General features: G+C 67.2%; 13 protein-coding genes and 1 pseudogene. 12 read left to right on the top strand and 2 right to left on the bottom strand.

Features of this window, described 5'->3' with window-relative positions:
* Window positions 1-188: 188 nt before the first annotated feature.
* From QTI33_RS15385 to QTI33_RS15335, 11 genes are all read left to right on the top strand, one after another.
* On the top strand, window positions 189-2,216 hold the full coding sequence (locus tag QTI33_RS15385) for an arylsulfatase (protein ID WP_444814847.1): 2,028 nt from the start codon (window positions 189-191) through the stop codon (window positions 2,214-2,216).
* Window positions 2,217-2,295: 79 nt separating this feature from the next.
* On the top strand, window positions 2,296-3,333 hold the full coding sequence (locus tag QTI33_RS15380) for a formylglycine-generating enzyme family protein (RefSeq protein ID WP_444814846.1): 1,038 nt from the start codon (window positions 2,296-2,298) through the stop codon (window positions 3,331-3,333).
* A complete protein-coding gene (locus tag QTI33_RS15375; RefSeq protein ID WP_286506935.1) occupies window positions 3,315-4,127 on the top strand; it encodes a MetQ/NlpA family ABC transporter substrate-binding protein in 813 nt (270 codons plus the stop codon). Before QTI33_RS15380 ends, QTI33_RS15375 begins: the two co-directional genes overlap by 19 nt.
* Window positions 4,121-4,990, top strand: a complete 870-nt coding sequence (locus QTI33_RS15370) for a YkgJ family cysteine cluster protein (protein WP_286506934.1) — start codon at window positions 4,121-4,123, stop codon at window positions 4,988-4,990. The genes QTI33_RS15375 and QTI33_RS15370 overlap by 7 nt, the downstream gene beginning before the upstream one ends.
* Before the next feature lie 617 nt (window positions 4,991-5,607).
* Window positions 5,608-6,726, top strand: coding sequence for a sensor histidine kinase (locus tag QTI33_RS15365; RefSeq protein ID WP_286506933.1), 1,119 nt, complete (start codon window positions 5,608-5,610; stop codon window positions 6,724-6,726).
* Window positions 6,723-7,895: a sensor histidine kinase gene (locus QTI33_RS15360; protein ID WP_286506932.1), complete on the top strand. Its 1,173-nt coding sequence runs from the start codon at window positions 6,723-6,725 to the stop codon at window positions 7,893-7,895. Before QTI33_RS15365 ends, QTI33_RS15360 begins: the two co-directional genes overlap by 4 nt.
* Window positions 7,896-7,913: 18 nt before the next feature.
* Window positions 7,914-8,354: a hypothetical protein gene (locus QTI33_RS15355; RefSeq protein WP_286506931.1), complete on the top strand. Its 441-nt coding sequence runs from the start codon at window positions 7,914-7,916 to the stop codon at window positions 8,352-8,354.
* A gap of 9 nt (window positions 8,355-8,363) precedes the next feature.
* Window positions 8,364-9,113, top strand: coding sequence for a LytR/AlgR family response regulator transcription factor (locus QTI33_RS15350; protein WP_286506930.1), 750 nt, complete (start codon window positions 8,364-8,366; stop codon window positions 9,111-9,113).
* Window positions 9,114-9,233: 120 nt separating this feature from the next.
* Window positions 9,234-10,553, top strand: a complete 1,320-nt coding sequence (locus tag QTI33_RS15345; RefSeq protein ID WP_286506929.1) for a vanadium-dependent haloperoxidase — start codon at window positions 9,234-9,236, stop codon at window positions 10,551-10,553.
* Window positions 10,554-10,580: 27 nt separating this feature from the next.
* Window positions 10,581-13,634, top strand: coding sequence for an adenylate/guanylate cyclase domain-containing protein (locus QTI33_RS15340; RefSeq protein WP_286506928.1), 3,054 nt, complete (start codon window positions 10,581-10,583; stop codon window positions 13,632-13,634).
* Between the two features lie 329 nt (window positions 13,635-13,963).
* Window positions 13,964-14,122, top strand: coding sequence for a hypothetical protein (locus QTI33_RS15335; RefSeq protein ID WP_286506927.1), 159 nt, complete (start codon window positions 13,964-13,966; stop codon window positions 14,120-14,122).
* Between the two features lie 409 nt (window positions 14,123-14,531).
* Here the strand turns inward: QTI33_RS15335 and QTI33_RS15330 are convergent, their stop codons facing one another.
* Window positions 14,532-15,347: a class I SAM-dependent methyltransferase gene (locus QTI33_RS15330; RefSeq protein WP_286506926.1), complete on the bottom strand. Its 816-nt coding sequence runs from the start codon at window positions 15,345-15,347 to the stop codon at window positions 14,532-14,534.
* Between the two features lie 276 nt (window positions 15,348-15,623).
* Window positions 15,624-15,935 carry an autotransporter domain-containing protein gene (locus QTI33_RS35165; protein ID WP_353506340.1) on the bottom strand — a complete coding sequence of 104 codons (312 nt, stop codon included), beginning with the start codon at window positions 15,933-15,935 and terminating at the stop codon, window positions 15,624-15,626.
* A 103-nt stretch (window positions 15,936-16,038) separates the two neighbouring features.
* Between QTI33_RS35165 and QTI33_RS15325 the strand changes: the two are divergent.
* Window positions 16,039-16,392: pseudogene (locus QTI33_RS15325) on the top strand (helix-turn-helix domain-containing protein); the annotation flags it as partial.
* Window positions 16,393-16,484 lie beyond the last annotated feature (92 nt).

Raw genomic sequence — 16,484 nt, 5'->3', positions numbered from 1 at the left:
GCTCGAAGCACGCCTTGTCGCCGTTGAAGTCGTCGCGCAAGTTGGTGCCGTGCGAGTCATGCTCAGATTCCAGTCGAGCGCCATCGTTCAGAAAACGCATGACGTTATGAGCTCTTCGTACTTCGCTGTCCGAGGAGGCGGCGATAGCCTCGCGGGTTGCTTCAACAACCGCGCTACGCCTCCACAAGATGTCAGTTCACAGACACAGGCTCCGAAAGAGCTCCCTTGCCGTCGTCACCCTCAGCCTCGCGCTTCACGGCTGCGGTGGCAGCGGCGACAATGCAGCGTGGACCACGGGCACGACCGGGACCACGAACACCACCGGTAGCACGAGCACTGGGACCGCAAGCGCGAGCACAACAGGCGCCGGCACAGCCAACACCACCAACCCGCTGTCCAAGCGTCCCAACATCGTCTTCATCATGGCCGACGACCTCGGCTATTCCGACATCGCTGCGTTCGGCGGCGAGATCGAGACGCCGAACCTCGATGCGCTCGCCGCGGGCGGTCGCCTGCTGACGAACCACCACACCGGCACCGTCTGTGCCATCACGCGCTCGATGCTGATCTCGGGCACCGACCACCACCTGGTCGGCGAAGGCACGATGGGCGCCCCGAACGACGAACGGAAGGGTCTGCCCGGCTACGAGGGCTACCTGAACGACCGCTCGCTGTCGGTCGCGCAGCTGCTCAAGGACGCCGGCTACCACACCTACATGGCCGGCAAATGGCACCTGGGCTCGAACCTCGCCGATCCCGCGGTGTCGCTGGGCACGACGGGCCACACGCCCGACCAGTGGGGCTTCGAGAAGAGCTACGCGCTGATGGGCGGCGCCGCCAGCAACCACTTCGCCCACGAAGCCGCGAGCTCGAAGAACTACACCGAGAACGGCGCCTACGTGCAGCCGGGTCAACCCGGCCAGCCGGGCGGCACCGGTGGCGGGGAGTTCTACTCGACCAACTTCTACACCCAGCGGCTGATCAGCTACATCGACGCCAACAAGGGAGACGGCAAGCCGTTCTTCGCCTACGCGGCCTACACGTCGCCGCACTGGCCGCTGCAGGTGCCCGAGCCCTGGCTGAGCCAGTACAAGGGAAAGTACGATGGCGGTTACGAGGCCATCCGCGCGGGGCGCATCGCCAGGCAGAAGCAACTGGGCATCATCCCGCAGGACTTCCAGGCGTACGCCGGCGACGTCGAGACGCTGACGTCGTCGCCCGCCAGCGCCAACAACGGCACCGGTGCGGCCAAGTACATCAGCGCGGTGCATTCGCCGGCTGACGGCTACGTCGACTACGGCGCCGGGCGCATCTCGAAGAAGTGGAACAGCCTGAGCTCGCTCGAGAAGAAGGCGCAGGCCCGCTACATGGAGATCTACGCCGGCATGGTATCCAACCTGGACTACAACATCGGCCTGCTGGTGCAGCACCTGAAGGACATCGGCGAGTACGACAACACGCTGATCGTCTTCCAGTCCGACAACGGGGCCGAAGGCTGGCCCATCGCCGCGGCCACGGTCGATCCGAAGGCCACCGACGAGGCCAACGCGGCCGACGCGGTCTATGCAACGCTTGGAACCGACAACGGCCTGCAGTCGGCGAAGCGCCTGCAGTACGGCCTGCGCTGGGCCGAGGTCAGCGCCACGCCATTGCGCCAGACCAAGGGCCAATTCGGCGAAGGCGGCGTCGGCACGCCGCTGATCGTCCGCATGCCCGGCCAGACGGCGGCACAGTCGCAGTATGTGGCGTTCACGCACATCACCGACCTCACCGCCACCTTCCTGGACGTGGGCCAAGCGAAGCTGCCGACCCAGGCCGCGCCGGCGAACATCAGCACGATCACCGGCGAGGACCAGAACAAGGGCAAGGTCATCTACGACAACCGCTATGTCTATCCCGTGACCGGCCAGTCGTTGCTGCAGGTGCTGCGTGGTGACACCAGCGCGTCCGTTCGCAAGGCCCCGTTCGGCGACGAGTCGTATGGCCGTGGCTATGTGACCAGCACGGACGGCAAGTGGAAGGCACTGTGGACCGAGCCACCACACGGCCCGCTGGACGGACACTGGCAGCTGTTCGACCTGACGACCGACCGCGGTGAGAACAACGACGTCGCAGGCTCCAACCCGAGCATCGTCAACGGCTTGATTGCCGATTGGAACAACTACATGAAGTCGGTGGGCGGTGTCGAGCCGCTGCGTCCAGCGGGCTACTACTGATCCCACCCTGCCCGTCGCGCTGCGCGGCCCGCCGCCTCAGGCGGTCCCGCCCCGCAGCGCCATCTTCGCGTTCGCTCCCATGATCCGACCCCTGTTCTCCGCCCCGCGTCGGGGCGCCTTCCTGGCTGGCGCAGCCGCGCTAGCCGGCGCGGGGCTCGTCGCCTACGCGATGGCCGCTCGCTCACCCGCTGACCTGCCGGTCGCAGCGCTCGGCACACCCGCCCAATGTGCCGCCTACGGTGGCCTGCCCGTCGGCTGGGGCGCCGACCCACGGGCAGGCATGGTGCCGGTGCGCGGCGGCAGTTTCACGTTCGGCAGCACCAAGGGGTACCCGGATGAACGCCCCGCCGCCGCCTCGCCGGTGCGCGTCGCACCGTTCTGGATCGATCGGACGGAGGTCACGACGGCCCAGTTCGCCGCCTTTGTGAAGGCCACCGGCTATGTCACCGAGGCAGAACGCCAAGGCGGTGCCGTCGTGTTCCACACGCCGACCGAGGCCGAGTTCAATGCGCGCCCGTTCGCCTGGTGGACGTTCGTCAAGGGCGCCGACTGGCGCCACCCTGGCGGCCCGGGCTCGTCGAACGACGGGCAGGCCAACGTGCCCGTCACCTTCGTCACCGAGGCCGACGCACTCGCGTACGCACGCTGGCTCGGCCGCGACCTGCCCACCGAAGTCGAGTGGGAATACGCTGGCAAGGCCGGCCGGGACGGCGCAGAGCTCGACACTGCGCCACGCGACGCCACCGGCCGTCCCGCCGCCAACTACTGGCAAGGCATCTTTCCCGCCTTCGACGCCAAGCAGGACGGCTATGCTGGCCTCGCCCCGGTGGGCTGCTACGCCGCCAGCCCGTTCGGTCTGTACGACATGATCGGCAACGTATGGGAATGGACCAGCGATCCGTACACCGGACCTCACCAGCCGCACATGAACGGCGACACCGCCGCGGTTGCCGCGCCATTCCACAAGCCGAACCAGCCGATGGTCATCAAGGGCGGCTCGTTTCTGTGCGCACCCGACTATTGCGTGCGCTACCGCGCCGCCGCCCGTGAGTCGCAGGAGGCGGACCTCGCGACGGCCCACATCGGCTTCCGAACGGTATGGCGGGAAACCCGCTGATGCGGCGCCGCATCCTGATGGTGCTGGCAGCTGCGCCACTGCTCCCGTGCAAGCTGGTCTTCGCGACCCTGCCGGCGCGGCCGGTCACGATCGGTGTGCTGCCCGGCCCGCACGCGGAAATCCTCGCGTGCGTGCGCGACGTCGCTGCCGCCCAAGGACTGGACCTGCGCATCGTCGAACGAAGCGACGGCCAAGCGATCAATGCCGATGTCACGCGGGGCCGGCTGGACGCCGCCTGCTTCCAGGACGGCGTCTCGTTCGCCCGCGACCGCGCACGGCACGGCAACGAACTGATCGAGGCGACGCGCACAGTCACGCAACCGGTGGCGCTGTACTCGCGCCGCATCACATCCCCGCGCCAGCTCGGCCGCGGCGCCACGCTCGCGATCCCGCGAGATCCGCTGCTCCAGGCCCGTGCACTCGTGCTGCTGCACAACCACGGGCTGGTCGTGCTGCGCGACGACGCCGGGCTCACCGCAACCACGCGCGACGTGATCGGCAACCGCCATCAGTTCCGCCTCGATCCGCTGCCTGCCGGCCGGCTCGCGGATGCGTTGTACCGCGTCGACCTCGCCGTGATCGACCGCCCTGCCGCGGCCCGCGCCGGGCTGCTGCCCGCCCGCGACTCGATCGGCGTGGAGGACGCCCGCACGCCGTGGTCCGACGTGCTCGCAGTGCGGGCCGCCGATCGCTCAGCCGACTGGGTGGGCACGCTCGTCGCGTCGTACCGCTCCGAGCCGGTCAAGCGGTTCATCCTCGAGCGCTATCAGGAGTCGGTGCGACGGCCATGGTAGAGACCACCGTATCGTTCCACTGCACCGCGTGCGGCCGGTGCTGCAACTCGCCGCCGGTGATGACAGTGCCCGAATTGTTCCACCACGAGGACCTGTTCGTCGGCGCGCTAGGGGTGCGCCCCGGGGCTGGCGGCGCGCCCGAGCTGCTGACCCAGGGTTTCGACTACCCGTCGGCGGGCGCCTGCCCGGCCCGCCGCGACGACGGTCTGTGCGCCATTCACGGCAACCGCAAGCCCGCGATGTGCGCGACCGTGCCGCTCGATCCGCGGCAATCCGACGATCGCCAGCATGTGATCCTCGTGGACCGGGCCCGCGGCGGCGGCTACATCGGCGCCGATTGCATCGTGCCCGGCACACGCGACGGCATGCCGGTGCTGGTGGCCGGCGGCGAAGTGCGCGATCCGGCCTATCGCATGCACCTGGTCACGCACCGCGCGGCGCTCGCCGACGAACGCCGGCAATGGGGCGACGACGTGACGGCCCTGCTGCGCGACGAGGGCGCGCTGTTCCCCCGGGGCGCCACAACGGGACTGCTGATCTTGCCGCTGGTGCCGGTGCTCGCAGTGCTGGCCGCGCGCTCGCAGCGCTGTCGGCTGCGCTGCCTGCGCTACCTCGAGCGGCAGTCGACGCTGATTCAGCGGCGCATCGACGATGCGCTGGCGCGGCGGCAGGACGTCGATCGCCCGCTCACGAGATCGTTGCGGGGCTACTTGGCAGCGTATGAACGCTTGGCCGCGGCGCTCGGCCGGGGCGGCGTACAGCCGGCTGCGCCGTTGGTGGCCGAGGCGACGGAAGCCTATCTGGACGTGTCACCGGGCCCAACCTTGAGCGCACAGGGGCTCCGCTCAGGACCGCGGGCCTGACTTCAGAAAAGCCGCGTGGGAGCCAACGCAAGGGCGGCTTGCTGAGAAGCCATCCACTTGGGCGAAATGAGAGACGGCCCTGAAGGCCCGTTCCTGGCCGAAAGTCATGGTTCGAGGTTCAACCTTGAGCGCGTGCTTCAGACTGGTTGCTGCCGGTCGCCCGCGGAACGACAGCGGTTACCGAAAGCTGACCTTGGCGATGCTCCGGACGAGCGCCGGCTCTACGCCGGAACTTGACTTCGCGTGTCGGTCGGCAACGGGAAGCGGAAGCAGCGCCGGCCAACGACTGCTCTCGAACGGTGCGAACTGGCGTTCTGGGCCCCAAGCCGCCTTGCGCCAACACATATTTGCGTTGTGTGGGTCCACCCCGAAGGTCCCCTCTTGGACGAGCCACGCGCCTTGCCGCCCCCGTTCCTCGATGCGGGCACCGCTCCTTGAATCGCCAAGGATTGCCCGGTAAGCTCGTCCACTCCTGAGATTTCAGGAGTATTCCGAGCCTGGATTTGCGTGCTCGTCGCCTGAATGGCGGCGTTCGTCGCAAAGGGAGGCAAGGATTGCGTCGAGCGCCAAGAATCAAAACGGAGGGAAGTTCATGGCCCATCCCTTGACGACGCAAGTTGAACAACATCCCGGGGATTCAGCCTTGGGGAATTCTCGTCCCTAGGTGCTCCATGGTCCCATGGCGCCTGCCACCACGCACCGCCGCGCTCTGGTCGCTGGCGGTGGCTGTCCTGCTATCGACCCAGTACCTTTTTCAGCCCTTTGTATGGCAGAACTGGCCATGGGATGAGGTGCTTGCGGGCTGGCTCGAGGTTCTGGGCAATGGCGTCGTCGAAGGCCTGTTCGTTCTCGGTGCGCTGCTGCTCGCATCGCGCCTCCCGCTTCGATCCCCACTGGCCTATGTCTGCGTGCTGACGGCCGCGGTGGCCGTCGGTGCGGGCCTGGCAAACCTCGCGCTGCTTCTTGCCGGCGTCCAGGGCGGCGCGCCCGACGCGGCCTGGATTGCAGCGCGCACGATCCGCTGGGCAGCCATCGCCGGTTGCAGCGCGGCCACCTTCGGCCTCTGGTGGCGCACCAGCCGCTTGCGCGCCGACGCCCAGGCGCTGGACCTTCAACGTGTGCAGCTCGAACGCCAGCTCGTCCAGGCCCAACTGCAGGCCCTGCGCAACCAGATCGAGCCGCACTTCCTGTTCAACACCCTGGCCACCGTGCGGCGCCTGCATCAGACAGAGCCGGCGGAAGGTGCCAGGCTGCTGGCGCACTTCCTCGACTACCTCCACTCGACGCTTCGGCAGCAACGCCAGGGGCAGTTCACCACGCTCGGGCGGGAGTTGGATCTCGTGCGTGCGTACCTGGCCGTCGTCTCGGTGCGCATGTCCGGGCGTCTGCAGGTGGCCTTCGACGTTCCTGTCGAGCTGCGCGAATGCGAATTTCCATCGCTGTGCATCGCCACGCTGGTGGAGAACGCCGTCAAGCACGGGATCTTCGCGTCGCCCACCGGCGGCGAGATCCGCGTCCAGGCCAGGCTGCATGGCGACGGTGTCGAGGTCGCCGTGCGGGACACCGGGGTCGGCTTCAGCGGCACGGGCGGCAGCGGCATGGGCCTGGCCAACATCCGCGCCCGGCTGAGCACCCTCTATGGCACTTCCGGGGTCCTGAGGCTCGATGGCAACCAGCCCAGCGGCGTCTGCGCCAGCATCCGGCTGCCCTTTTCGCTCCGGGAGGTCGCGCCATGACGTCGCGGTGGAACGACGCCGGATCGGACGACGGCGGCTGGCGGCGCTACATCTATCTCGCCTCGATCTGGGGCGTCGCGACGTGGATCGTCGAGGTCGCCGTGTTGCCCATCTCCAGCTTCGGCTTGGCCACCTGGTGGTCGGTGGCGCTCCTGATTTCCCTCCAGTGGTTCGTCACCGGCATGGGCATGGCGTTTTTCGTGATGTGGGCCGAGCGCTACCTGGGATCGACCCGGCTGATCGTCGCAGCCGTCGTCCTTGCCTTGGGCTGGGGCGTGCTGATCGCGATCATCGCCGTTCCGGCAGCCTGCCGCGCCGGTCATCTCAAGTCCCTCGCGGTGTTGTTTCCCGGGCTCGAATCCCCCTGCGAGGCGCATCACATCATGGGCACCTGGGCCTACATCGCATGGGAATCGCTCGTCATCGCGGCGACCTTCACGCCTGTCTATGTCCTCAGCGCTCGTGCCGCGCGCACGCGCAGCATGCTCGGGCGCGCGGAGATCGCGCGTCGTCAAAGCGAGAAGGCGGTCGAGCAGGCCCGGCTTCAGATGCTGCAAACGCAGATCGATCCGAACTTCCTCTCGCACGTGATGGAGGTCATCCAGGACCGCTACGGCCACGACCCCGCAGCCGCGGACCGGCTGCTCGATCGCCTCGTCGCGCTGCTGCGCAACCTGATGCCGGGACTGCGCAGCCAAAGCTCCACGCTGGAGGCGGAATGCGCCATCCTCCGCGCCAGCGCGCTGCTTCAGGATGAGCTTCATCCGGAGCCGGGGGCCTGGAAGATCGACGTGCAGGGCGACGCCATCGGACGCATCCCGTTCCCGCCGCTGCTGCTGTTGCCGACGATCGAGGAACTGCGGGGCAGCGGCCCTCGCCGCCCGGCGTGGTCGGTGACGGCCCGTCTGAACGAGGGTGCGCGGCGCATCGTGGTCCAGGTGGCCCGGGTCGGCGAGCCTTCCGTGGCGCGGATGCTGGAGCAGCGCCTGCTCATGGGCCTGCGCGCCGCCTGGGGCGCCGATGCCGCGATCGACGTCGACGTCGATGCCTGTGCAGCAACCACCACCTTCACGCTGCGTTCGAACGCGGCACGGCCCGTGGCCATGCCGAATGCGGTCCAGATCGTGCCGACAGCTCGGTCGACCTGCGAACCCGCCCCGATTCACTGACCCAGAAAGGAGCCTGCGATGAACGACACCCCTCTCGACGCCCTGTCCGACGATCCTCGCGACGCGGACGCGATGCGGCGCCTGGTGCTGGCACTTCTGCCCGCTCTCGCATTCGGTGAATCCGCGCACGCGCAGGATGCGGAAAAGATGCAGCCTCGCGCCTACCGCGTGGCATTCGAGAACGACAAGCTGCGTGTGCTCGAGTTCAACAGCCGGCCGGGCATGGGCGTATGCGGCACCGGGATGCATTCGCACCCGGCCCATCTGACGGTCGTCCTGTCCAACACGAAGGCGCGGTTGACATTGCCCGACGGCAAGGTGGAGATCAACGAGGCCAAGCTGGGGCAGGTGTTCTGGAGCGAGGCGGAGACGCACATGGTCGAGAACATTTCGGGCAAGGATTCGCGCGCCCTCCTGGTCGAACTGAAGGCGGGCGATCCATCTCCCAAGAAGACCTGAGCGATCGCCATGCGCCGCCACACTGCCATGGTCGCCGAGGACGAGGACGTCCTGCGCGAGGAGCTGCAAGCGCATCTTCGAAACCTCTGGCCGGAGCTGGAGATCGAAGCCAGCGCGAGCAATGGCCTGGAGGCCTTGCTGGCGCTGGACCGGCATGTGCCCGATGTCGTCTTCCTCGACATCGAGATGCCCGGCCTCAATGGTCTGGACGTCGCGCGTCAGATCCAGGGGCGCAGCCACGTGGTCTTCGTCACCGCCTATGACGCCTATGCCGTGGCCGCGTTCGAGCAGGGCGCCGTCGACTATGTGCTCAAGCCCTACGACCTGCCGCGCCTGGCGCAGACGGTCCGTCGGGTGAAGGAGCGCCTGGGCAGCACCCCGCCTTCGCTCGACGTGCTGCTGCGTGAGCTCGCGGCCGCCAGGCCCGGGCGCGATCACCTGCGATGGATCAATGCTTCGCAGGGCCAGGACGTGAGGATCATCACCGTCGATGAGATCTGCTACTTCAAGGCCGAAACGAAGTACACGCTGGTGATCACGGCCGAGGGCGAGTCGCTGATCCGCCGCTCGCTCAAGGACTTGCTGGACCAGCTGGACCCCTCGCAGTTCTGGCTGGTGCACCGTTCGACGATCGTCAATGCCAACGCGATCGCCGGCGTCTCCAGGGATTTCAGGGGCCATGTGCACCTCAAGCTCAAGCAGCGCAGCGAGACATTGGCTGTGAGCGAGGCCCACGAGCACCTGTTTCGATCGATGTAGCGGCGCATTCGTCATGCCTTCGCCGCATTCGTCGCAAACGCGAGCGGCCTCCAGGGCCAGCTCGAACAATGTCCCAGCCCGGCCGCGACCGCGGCCGGCCCGAACCAGGAGGGAACTTCGATGAACCGCAGAAACAATCTCCGTGCGCTGGTGGCGGCCATCAGCATCTCGACGGCCGGCGTGGTGGCATGCGGCGGCGGAGGCGGGAGCCCGGCCGTCGTTCCGGTCGCACAGGACAAGCCCGTCACCATCACCTCGACCGGTCCCAACCCGGTCGACCTCTGGAACAAGACGGCCGCCGACACGGTCACGGTGCCGGCCGCCACGAGCGGCACGTCCGAAGAGCGCCAGCCCCTCTACGACGCCGACCTGGCGACCTTGAATGTGGCCATCTATGACGCGCTCGCCGCGATCACGAAGGCCTACCGCCCCTTCATGGCGGCCATGCCGGACGATCCCGCACGCGGCTCGCTGCCGCAGGACTACGCCGTGCATGGCGCGGCGTACACCGTTCTGTCGACGCTGTTCCCGTCGCGTTCCGCCAGGTACCAGTCCACGTACGACGCGGCGATTGCGGGCGCGAATGCGGACGCGCAAGCGGCCGTGCGATTCGGTGCGGAAGTCGCCCGCAAGGTGCTGGCGCAGCGGGCCGATGACGGCCGCTGGACGCCGGTTGCGGCCTATGTGCCAGGCACGGCCCCCGGGCAGTTCCGAGGCGTCAATCCGGTGGGGCTGACGCGCCCTTACCTGCGCCCGTTCTCGCTCAGGGCCGCCGACCAGTTTCGCGCCAGCGGTCCACCGGCGCTCGACAGCGAGGCCTACGCCGCCGACGTGAAGGAAACCATGGCCATGGGGAGCGCCGGCAGCACGCAGCGCAGCGCCGCGCAGACCGAGAACGCGCGCTTCCATACCGAAGCGCCGCCGCTCTTCTGGACCCGCAATCTGCGCCAGTTCGCCACCAGCAAGCCGAGCCTGATGGAGAACGCCCGGCTGATGGCCATGCTGTGGGTTGGGCTGGCCGACGCCTCCACCGCCTGCTTCGAATCGAAGTACCACTTCAACTTCTGGCGTCCGACCACCGCCATCCGGCTGGCCGACACGGACGGCAATGCAGCGACCGAACCGGACGCGCAATGGACGCCGGTGGTGACCACGCCCAATCACCCCGAATACCCGGCCGCCCATGCATGCAATACCGGCGCGTTGGGGGAGAGTCTTCGCCAGGCGTTCGGAACGAGCCGCGTGCAGTTCGCCTTCAACAGCACCGTGACCGGAACCACGCATCCGTTCGACTCGGTGGAAGCGATGAACGAGAACGTGCAGCAGGCGCGCATCCATGGCGGCATGCATTTCCGCACCGCGACCGTGCATGGCCGCGCGCTGGGCGAAAAGGTGGTCCAGCAGTTGCTGCGGGAACACTTCACGGCGGCCAGTCCGTAGGCCGGCGTCCCGGCAAGGAGCATCGCCATGGAATCGCATGACGTCCTGTCCGAACCGGGCACCGACCGGCGCACGCCCGCGAGCGGGCCCTCGCGTGTGACCCGCCGCCAGATGACGGTGCTCTTCTGCGACGTGGTCGGCTCGACAAGCCTGGCGGAACGGCTCGACCCGGAGGACGTGCTGGACCTGCTGTCTGCATTCGGCGACCTGATGGGTCGCGCCGCGCGGAGCTTCGGCGGTCACGTCGCCCGGATCGTCGGCGACGGCGCCGATGTCTATTTCGGCTATCCGCTCGCCAGCGAAGACGACGCGGTGCGCGCGGTGCATGCGGGCCTGGCCATCGTCGAGGAAGCCGGCCGGCTGCAGCACACCTGCGGCGTCGCGACGCCGGTGCAAGTGCGCGTCGGCATCGCGACCGGCCTGGTCGCGGTGGGCGCAAGGGAGGGCCTCGCGATCGCCGGAAGCACGCCCAATCTCGCGGCTCGCATCCAGGCCGTGGCGCGTCCGGGGCAGGTCACCATCGCGCCCGGCACGCGCCGCATCGCAGGCGCCCAGTTCGAGTACCAGGACCTCGGCGACTTCGAGCTCAAGGGATTCGACGAGCCGGTGCGACTCACCGCCGTCACGGGCGCCGGGGAGCCGGACGGCCGTTCGGCCTGGCGGGGCCATGACACGAAGATCCCGCTGGTGGGCCGGGAAGCCGATCTTGCGAGCCTGAAGGCGCGCTGGACCGTGGCCACGACGAGCCGCCGCATCCAGAGCGTCCTGGTGGTCGCCGAACCCGGCCTCGGGAAGTCGCGACTGGCTTCGGGGTTCGACCAGCAGATCGCCTCCGTGGCTCACACGACGGTGCGCCTGCAATGCTCGCCATTCCATTCCAACAGCATGCTGCGGCCCGTGGTTCAGCACCTCGTGCGGGCGGCAGGTTTCGCGCGGGAAGACACGCCGGCATTGCTTGTCGAGAAGCTGGACGCCCAGTTGGCCGTCGCCGGCATCGGCGCCGAGCTGGACCGCAGGCTCATCGCCTCTCTGGTGGCGGTCGACGCAGCCGGTGGCGACCCACCACTCGACCTGCCGCCCGCGGCGCAGCTGCAGATGACGCGCAACGTGCTGTGCCGGTACTTCATGGGACTCGCCACCGGGCAGGCCCCCTTGCTGCTCATCGTTGAGGATCTGCACTGGATGGACCCGACATCGTTCGCCCTGCTCGACCAGCTGCTGGCGGCCGCACAGCGCGTGCCGATGCTGGTGGTGCTGACCAGCCGGCCCGAACGCCCCTGCGAACTCGCGGCGCAGCCTTCGCTCATCCGCCTCGGGCGCCTCGACGAGCAGGCGTCGCGCGATGTGGTGGCCAACATGGCGGCCAGCATGGCGCTTTCGGCGGCGGACATCGAAACGATCATCCGGCGCAGCGACGGCGTGCCGCTGTTCCTCGAGGAAATGACGCGGATGGTTCTGGACTCCTGCAGCCGCCGATGCGGCGCCCTCGCTCGGCAGCCGGAAGTCCCCGACACGCTGATGGACCTGCTGATGGAGCGGCTCGATCGCCTGGGCGCTGGCAAGTGGCTGGCCCAGGTCGCGGCGGTGATCGGACACGAGTTCAGCCGGCGCCTGCTGTACGGCGCGGCCGGCATGGACCCGGCCGCCTTCGACGAGGCCCTGCATGCCATGCTCCGCGCCGGCCTGCTGCTGCGGGTGGATGTCCAGGGCGAGCGATTGGCCTTCAAGCACGCATTGATCGAAGACGCGGCCTACGGCTCGATGATCGTCAAGACCCGCGCCGTCGTGCACGGGAGGCTCGCGGACTTGCTGACGAGCGAATTCACCGACCTGATCGAACGCCAGCCCGAGGTCGCTGCCCGCCACCTGTCGCGCGCGCTCAGGCCGCTCGAAGCGGGCCGCTATTTCCTCCAGGCGGGCGAGCAGGCCCTGCGGCGGGGCGCTCCTCGCGAAGCCGCCGCGCACCTGTCGGAAGGGGTCTCCGTGCTGGCCGCCGCGCCGGCCGGCCACGAGCGCAGCGAAGCGGAGCTGTCTCTCCTGTCCACACTCGGGCCCACCACCATGGTGTTGACCGGCCCTGGCAGCGAAGCCTTCAGGGATGTCCAGCGACGCGCATTCACGCTGTGCCACGAGTTGCCCGGCGCGCCGCGCCAGTTCCCGGTGACCTACGGCCTTTGCCTCTATCACTGGGGCCGCGCCGAACTCGAGACCGCGCGATGGCTTGCCGAAGACCTGTTGAAAGTCGCCGAGCTCCGGCGCGACGACGCCGAAGCCACGATCGCCGCGCACAACATGAGCGGCATGATCAAGCTGAGCCTGGGCGACGTCCGCGCAGCGCGCGCACACCTGGAACGCTCGGTGGCCTGCTACGACCCGCAGCGCGATGCCTCGCTCTACCCGGTCTACCTGATGGACTTCGGCGTGTTCGGCCGCTTCTATCTCGCGCTCGCCACCCTGATCACCGGCGACGAAGAGCTCGCAGGCCGGCACGTCCAGGACGCCCATGAACTGGCCGCCCGCGAGAACCAGCCGCACACGCTGGGATTTTCGATGGCGGCCAACTGCTCCATCGCGGTATTGCGCAACCGGCCTGGCGACGCGCGGCAGTTCGCGCAACAGTGCATCGACTTCTGCACACAGATGGGATTCTCGGAATTCATGGGGTTGGCCCGCATCTCGCGCGGCTGGGCGACGGCGCGCGACGGACAAACCGCTGCCGGGCTGGACGACATGGAAGCCGGAATCCGCCTGTGGCAGGCTACGGGGTTTGAAAACTGGCAACCCTGGTTCGCGAGCCTCAGGGCGGATCTGCTGGTCGAAATGGGCCGCAGCGACGAAGCCTTGGCCGAGTTGGACATGCACCTCGGGCGCATGGATCGTAGCGGAGAGAATCTGTTTCGCAGTGTGCTGCTTGCGCAGAGGGCCATGCTGCTGGATGTTGATCGCAACACACGGGAGAGGCTGCTTGCAGACGCGACAGGAATTGCAGCCGACCAGCATGCCATCACCTGGATTCGCCGAATCGAGACGCGACGAGGAGCGTCCCGCTCGCCCCCGAATGTCGGCTATCGGGCGATTTGACCTTGCGTCGTGAATGTCTGTTCGTGGCCGATTGTTGTCGCCACCTCAGTCAGTGCGCACGCGCTCACCTTGGCCCTGTGGTGAGGCAGCCACGTCGCCCGGTTGGCCAGCGACCGCTGTAGGCGAATTTGGCGAGCAGGCAGTCCCGGCCACTATCGGTCGGTCGCGGATTCAACGGCTATGACCGCTTCAGACTCTACCGAATCGGCAGGGAGCCCATTCCGTGGTGTTTGGTACACCGCCTCAGCCCCATCCAGCGCCGCAATCTCCGCTTCACTGAAGCCGAACTCGCGCAGCACACGGCTGATCGGTTCGTAGCGCCAGGGCGCATGGCTCGCTCGTCACAGGATCAGGCGGCGATCGCCTCATCGATATTGCGCAGCGACCCGGAGCAAGCGCATGCGGCCATGCTCCATCACATCTCGATCGGCGGCCGCGATTTCGCGGAGTTCGTAAGCGGGTTGCCGGAGGAGCTGCTGCGCGAGTAAAGGTTAGGGCTATGTCGGCGGCGCCGTTTTCTCCCTGTGTCGGCTTTGCCAAGCTCGTGCGCGCTGGTCTGAATCTCGACCGCAACATCACGTGAAGCTGCCATCCGACTCGGCGACCTGGATGATCGCAGAGGGCCCCAAACATTGGTTCGCCCTGTTCAAGAGTTGTCTTTGGCCGAGGCTCCTACCGTCGCTGGCCCCGGAGGGGCAAGTCCAAGTTCTGGCGTAGAGCCGACGCTCGTCCGGTGAATCGCCAACGTCAGCTCTCGGCAACCGTTGTCGTTCCGCCGCAAAACGCGACCGACGCAACCAGTTAGAGCGGTATCTGCGGTCGTCGGCGCGGCTGAAGACGAAAGTCTGGCACGGGCTCCTGATCTTTCGCGTGAACGGATGCGCGCTCTGGCCCCGCTCAGACTGCAACCGTCACGCGCATGAACGTGGCGGGGATCGAAGTGCCGCCCGCAGTATCCTGATTTTGCGCATTTGCGAGTTCCAGGAGTTGGTCGTGGAGATCGGCCTCGGTGCCACTCTTTTGCGCCGCCTCGAACGCGTTCATGGTCGGTCCGTAGAACTGGCGGAACAGCCCAATCACGTCCGCCGGGCTCCTGTCAGGCGACCTGAACCAGAAGGTGTCCTTGGCCAACAAGATACGGTCCGCGGGCACACCGGCCTGGCCGAATCGCTCGACGATATGGCTCTCTACACCCCAGGTCATTGGACTGATGAACCCCTCAGGAGGCTGCGGCGCGAACGCCGAACTGATCTTGAGCAGCTGTGACACGAACGAGGTTGGGTCGTTGGGGATCCAGTTGCCCATCACGATGCGACCGCCCGGCTGGGTGACGCGCACCATTTCCTTGGCGACGTCGAAAGGCCGGGGTGCGAACATCGCGCCGAACACGGTCAGTGTGAGGTCGAACGAACGGTCCGCAACACCCTCCAGGTTCGAGGCGTCGCCCTCCTGAAATGAAAGGTTCATGAGACCGGCTGCCGCTGCGCGCTCATTGCCGGCCTTGACGAGGTTGCGGGCGATGTCGATGCCGACGACATCGGCGCCGGTGCGAGCGAGCGGCACTGCCGTGGTGCCATCGCCGCAACCGAGGTCTAGAGCGCGCAACGGCGTCTTCAGGTCGAGCGATCTCACCAGAGCCTCGCCGGCATCGCGCATCAAGGCGGCAATCGCGGTGAAGTCGCCCTTCTCCCACAACATCTGATTCGGATTCATCCGGGCCTCCTTCAAGACTTGCCCTGGCTTCGCCATATGCGAGCACCAACGGACGGCGCATCGGTGTGAATGTACGACATCTGCGGCCGGAATAGGTACTTAAGCAGCCGAACCCCCCGTCTGCTCAGCTGGAGCCCGATTCGCATTGCATCTGGCGAGGGACCTGCAACAGGTGACGCCCCCGAGATGCCGCGAGAAAAGGCCCCATTTCCACTTGCATCTTGAAGATGCGGCCAAAATCGACGACCTCTGGCTTCTAGGTCTCCGATGGCGAGGTCAACTTTCTCTGCGACGGTCGCCCCCACGCCTGTCGTTTTCTTTGTAGTTGATGTACACGAGCTGCGCCTGTGGCTCGATGGTCCACTCGCTGGCCTGGACGATCCGCATTGAATGGCCAGCCTCGCCAGAGAGGGTCAGGGCGCGAGAGTTGTACCGGGCCTCCGGCAAGGGGTCGCCGTTCACCGTGTTCTCGAACCAGCCGTGAGTGCCCCAGACGTCACCATACCAGCGGAGCTGGTTCTCCTCGTTCTGGTACCCCAGGCGAGTCCGTGCGGTCTGCCCCACCCTCGGCCCTGAGGGTTGCCGCATTTCTCACTGACAGCAGCAGATAGCCAGTGGCTAAAGTCGGCTGCGGATTCAACCGGTCGATGCAACACACTGATCACTGCCGTAGGCAGAAGGAGTGTTGCAGATGGCTTACCGGACGCGAACCTACTACACAGACACCCAGAAGGCATTGATGTGGGAGCGATGGAGGCAGGGCTGGACCCTGCATCAGATTGCTCAACTGTTCAACCGGGCACACACGTCCGTGCAAAAGATTCTGTCCCGTACCGGCGGCATTCGACCGCCGGATCGAACTCGTTCATCGAGGGCGCTGACGCTGGCAGAGCGCGAGGAGATCTCGCGTGCCATGGCGGCTGGGTTCTCGATTCGCTCGATCGCGGTGATCCTCGGGCGAGCGCCATCCACCATCAGCCGCGAGATCCAGTGCAACGGTGGTGCCGGGTGCTATCGGGCGATTTCCGCAATGCCTTGGGACCAAGACGCGAGCACGCGATGGCGCGCGCGTATCGAACCACTTTTTCCTCACGCGAGAAGTTCGATCTGTCCTTTCAATCGCTGAGGGGCGTGGAG

It is taken from the genome of Variovorax davisae (assembly GCF_030316845.1).
GTDB classification, from domain to species: Bacteria; Pseudomonadota; Gammaproteobacteria; order Burkholderiales; family Burkholderiaceae_C; genus Variovorax; species Variovorax davisae.
This window is presented reverse-complemented; position numbering and strand designations above follow the sequence as displayed.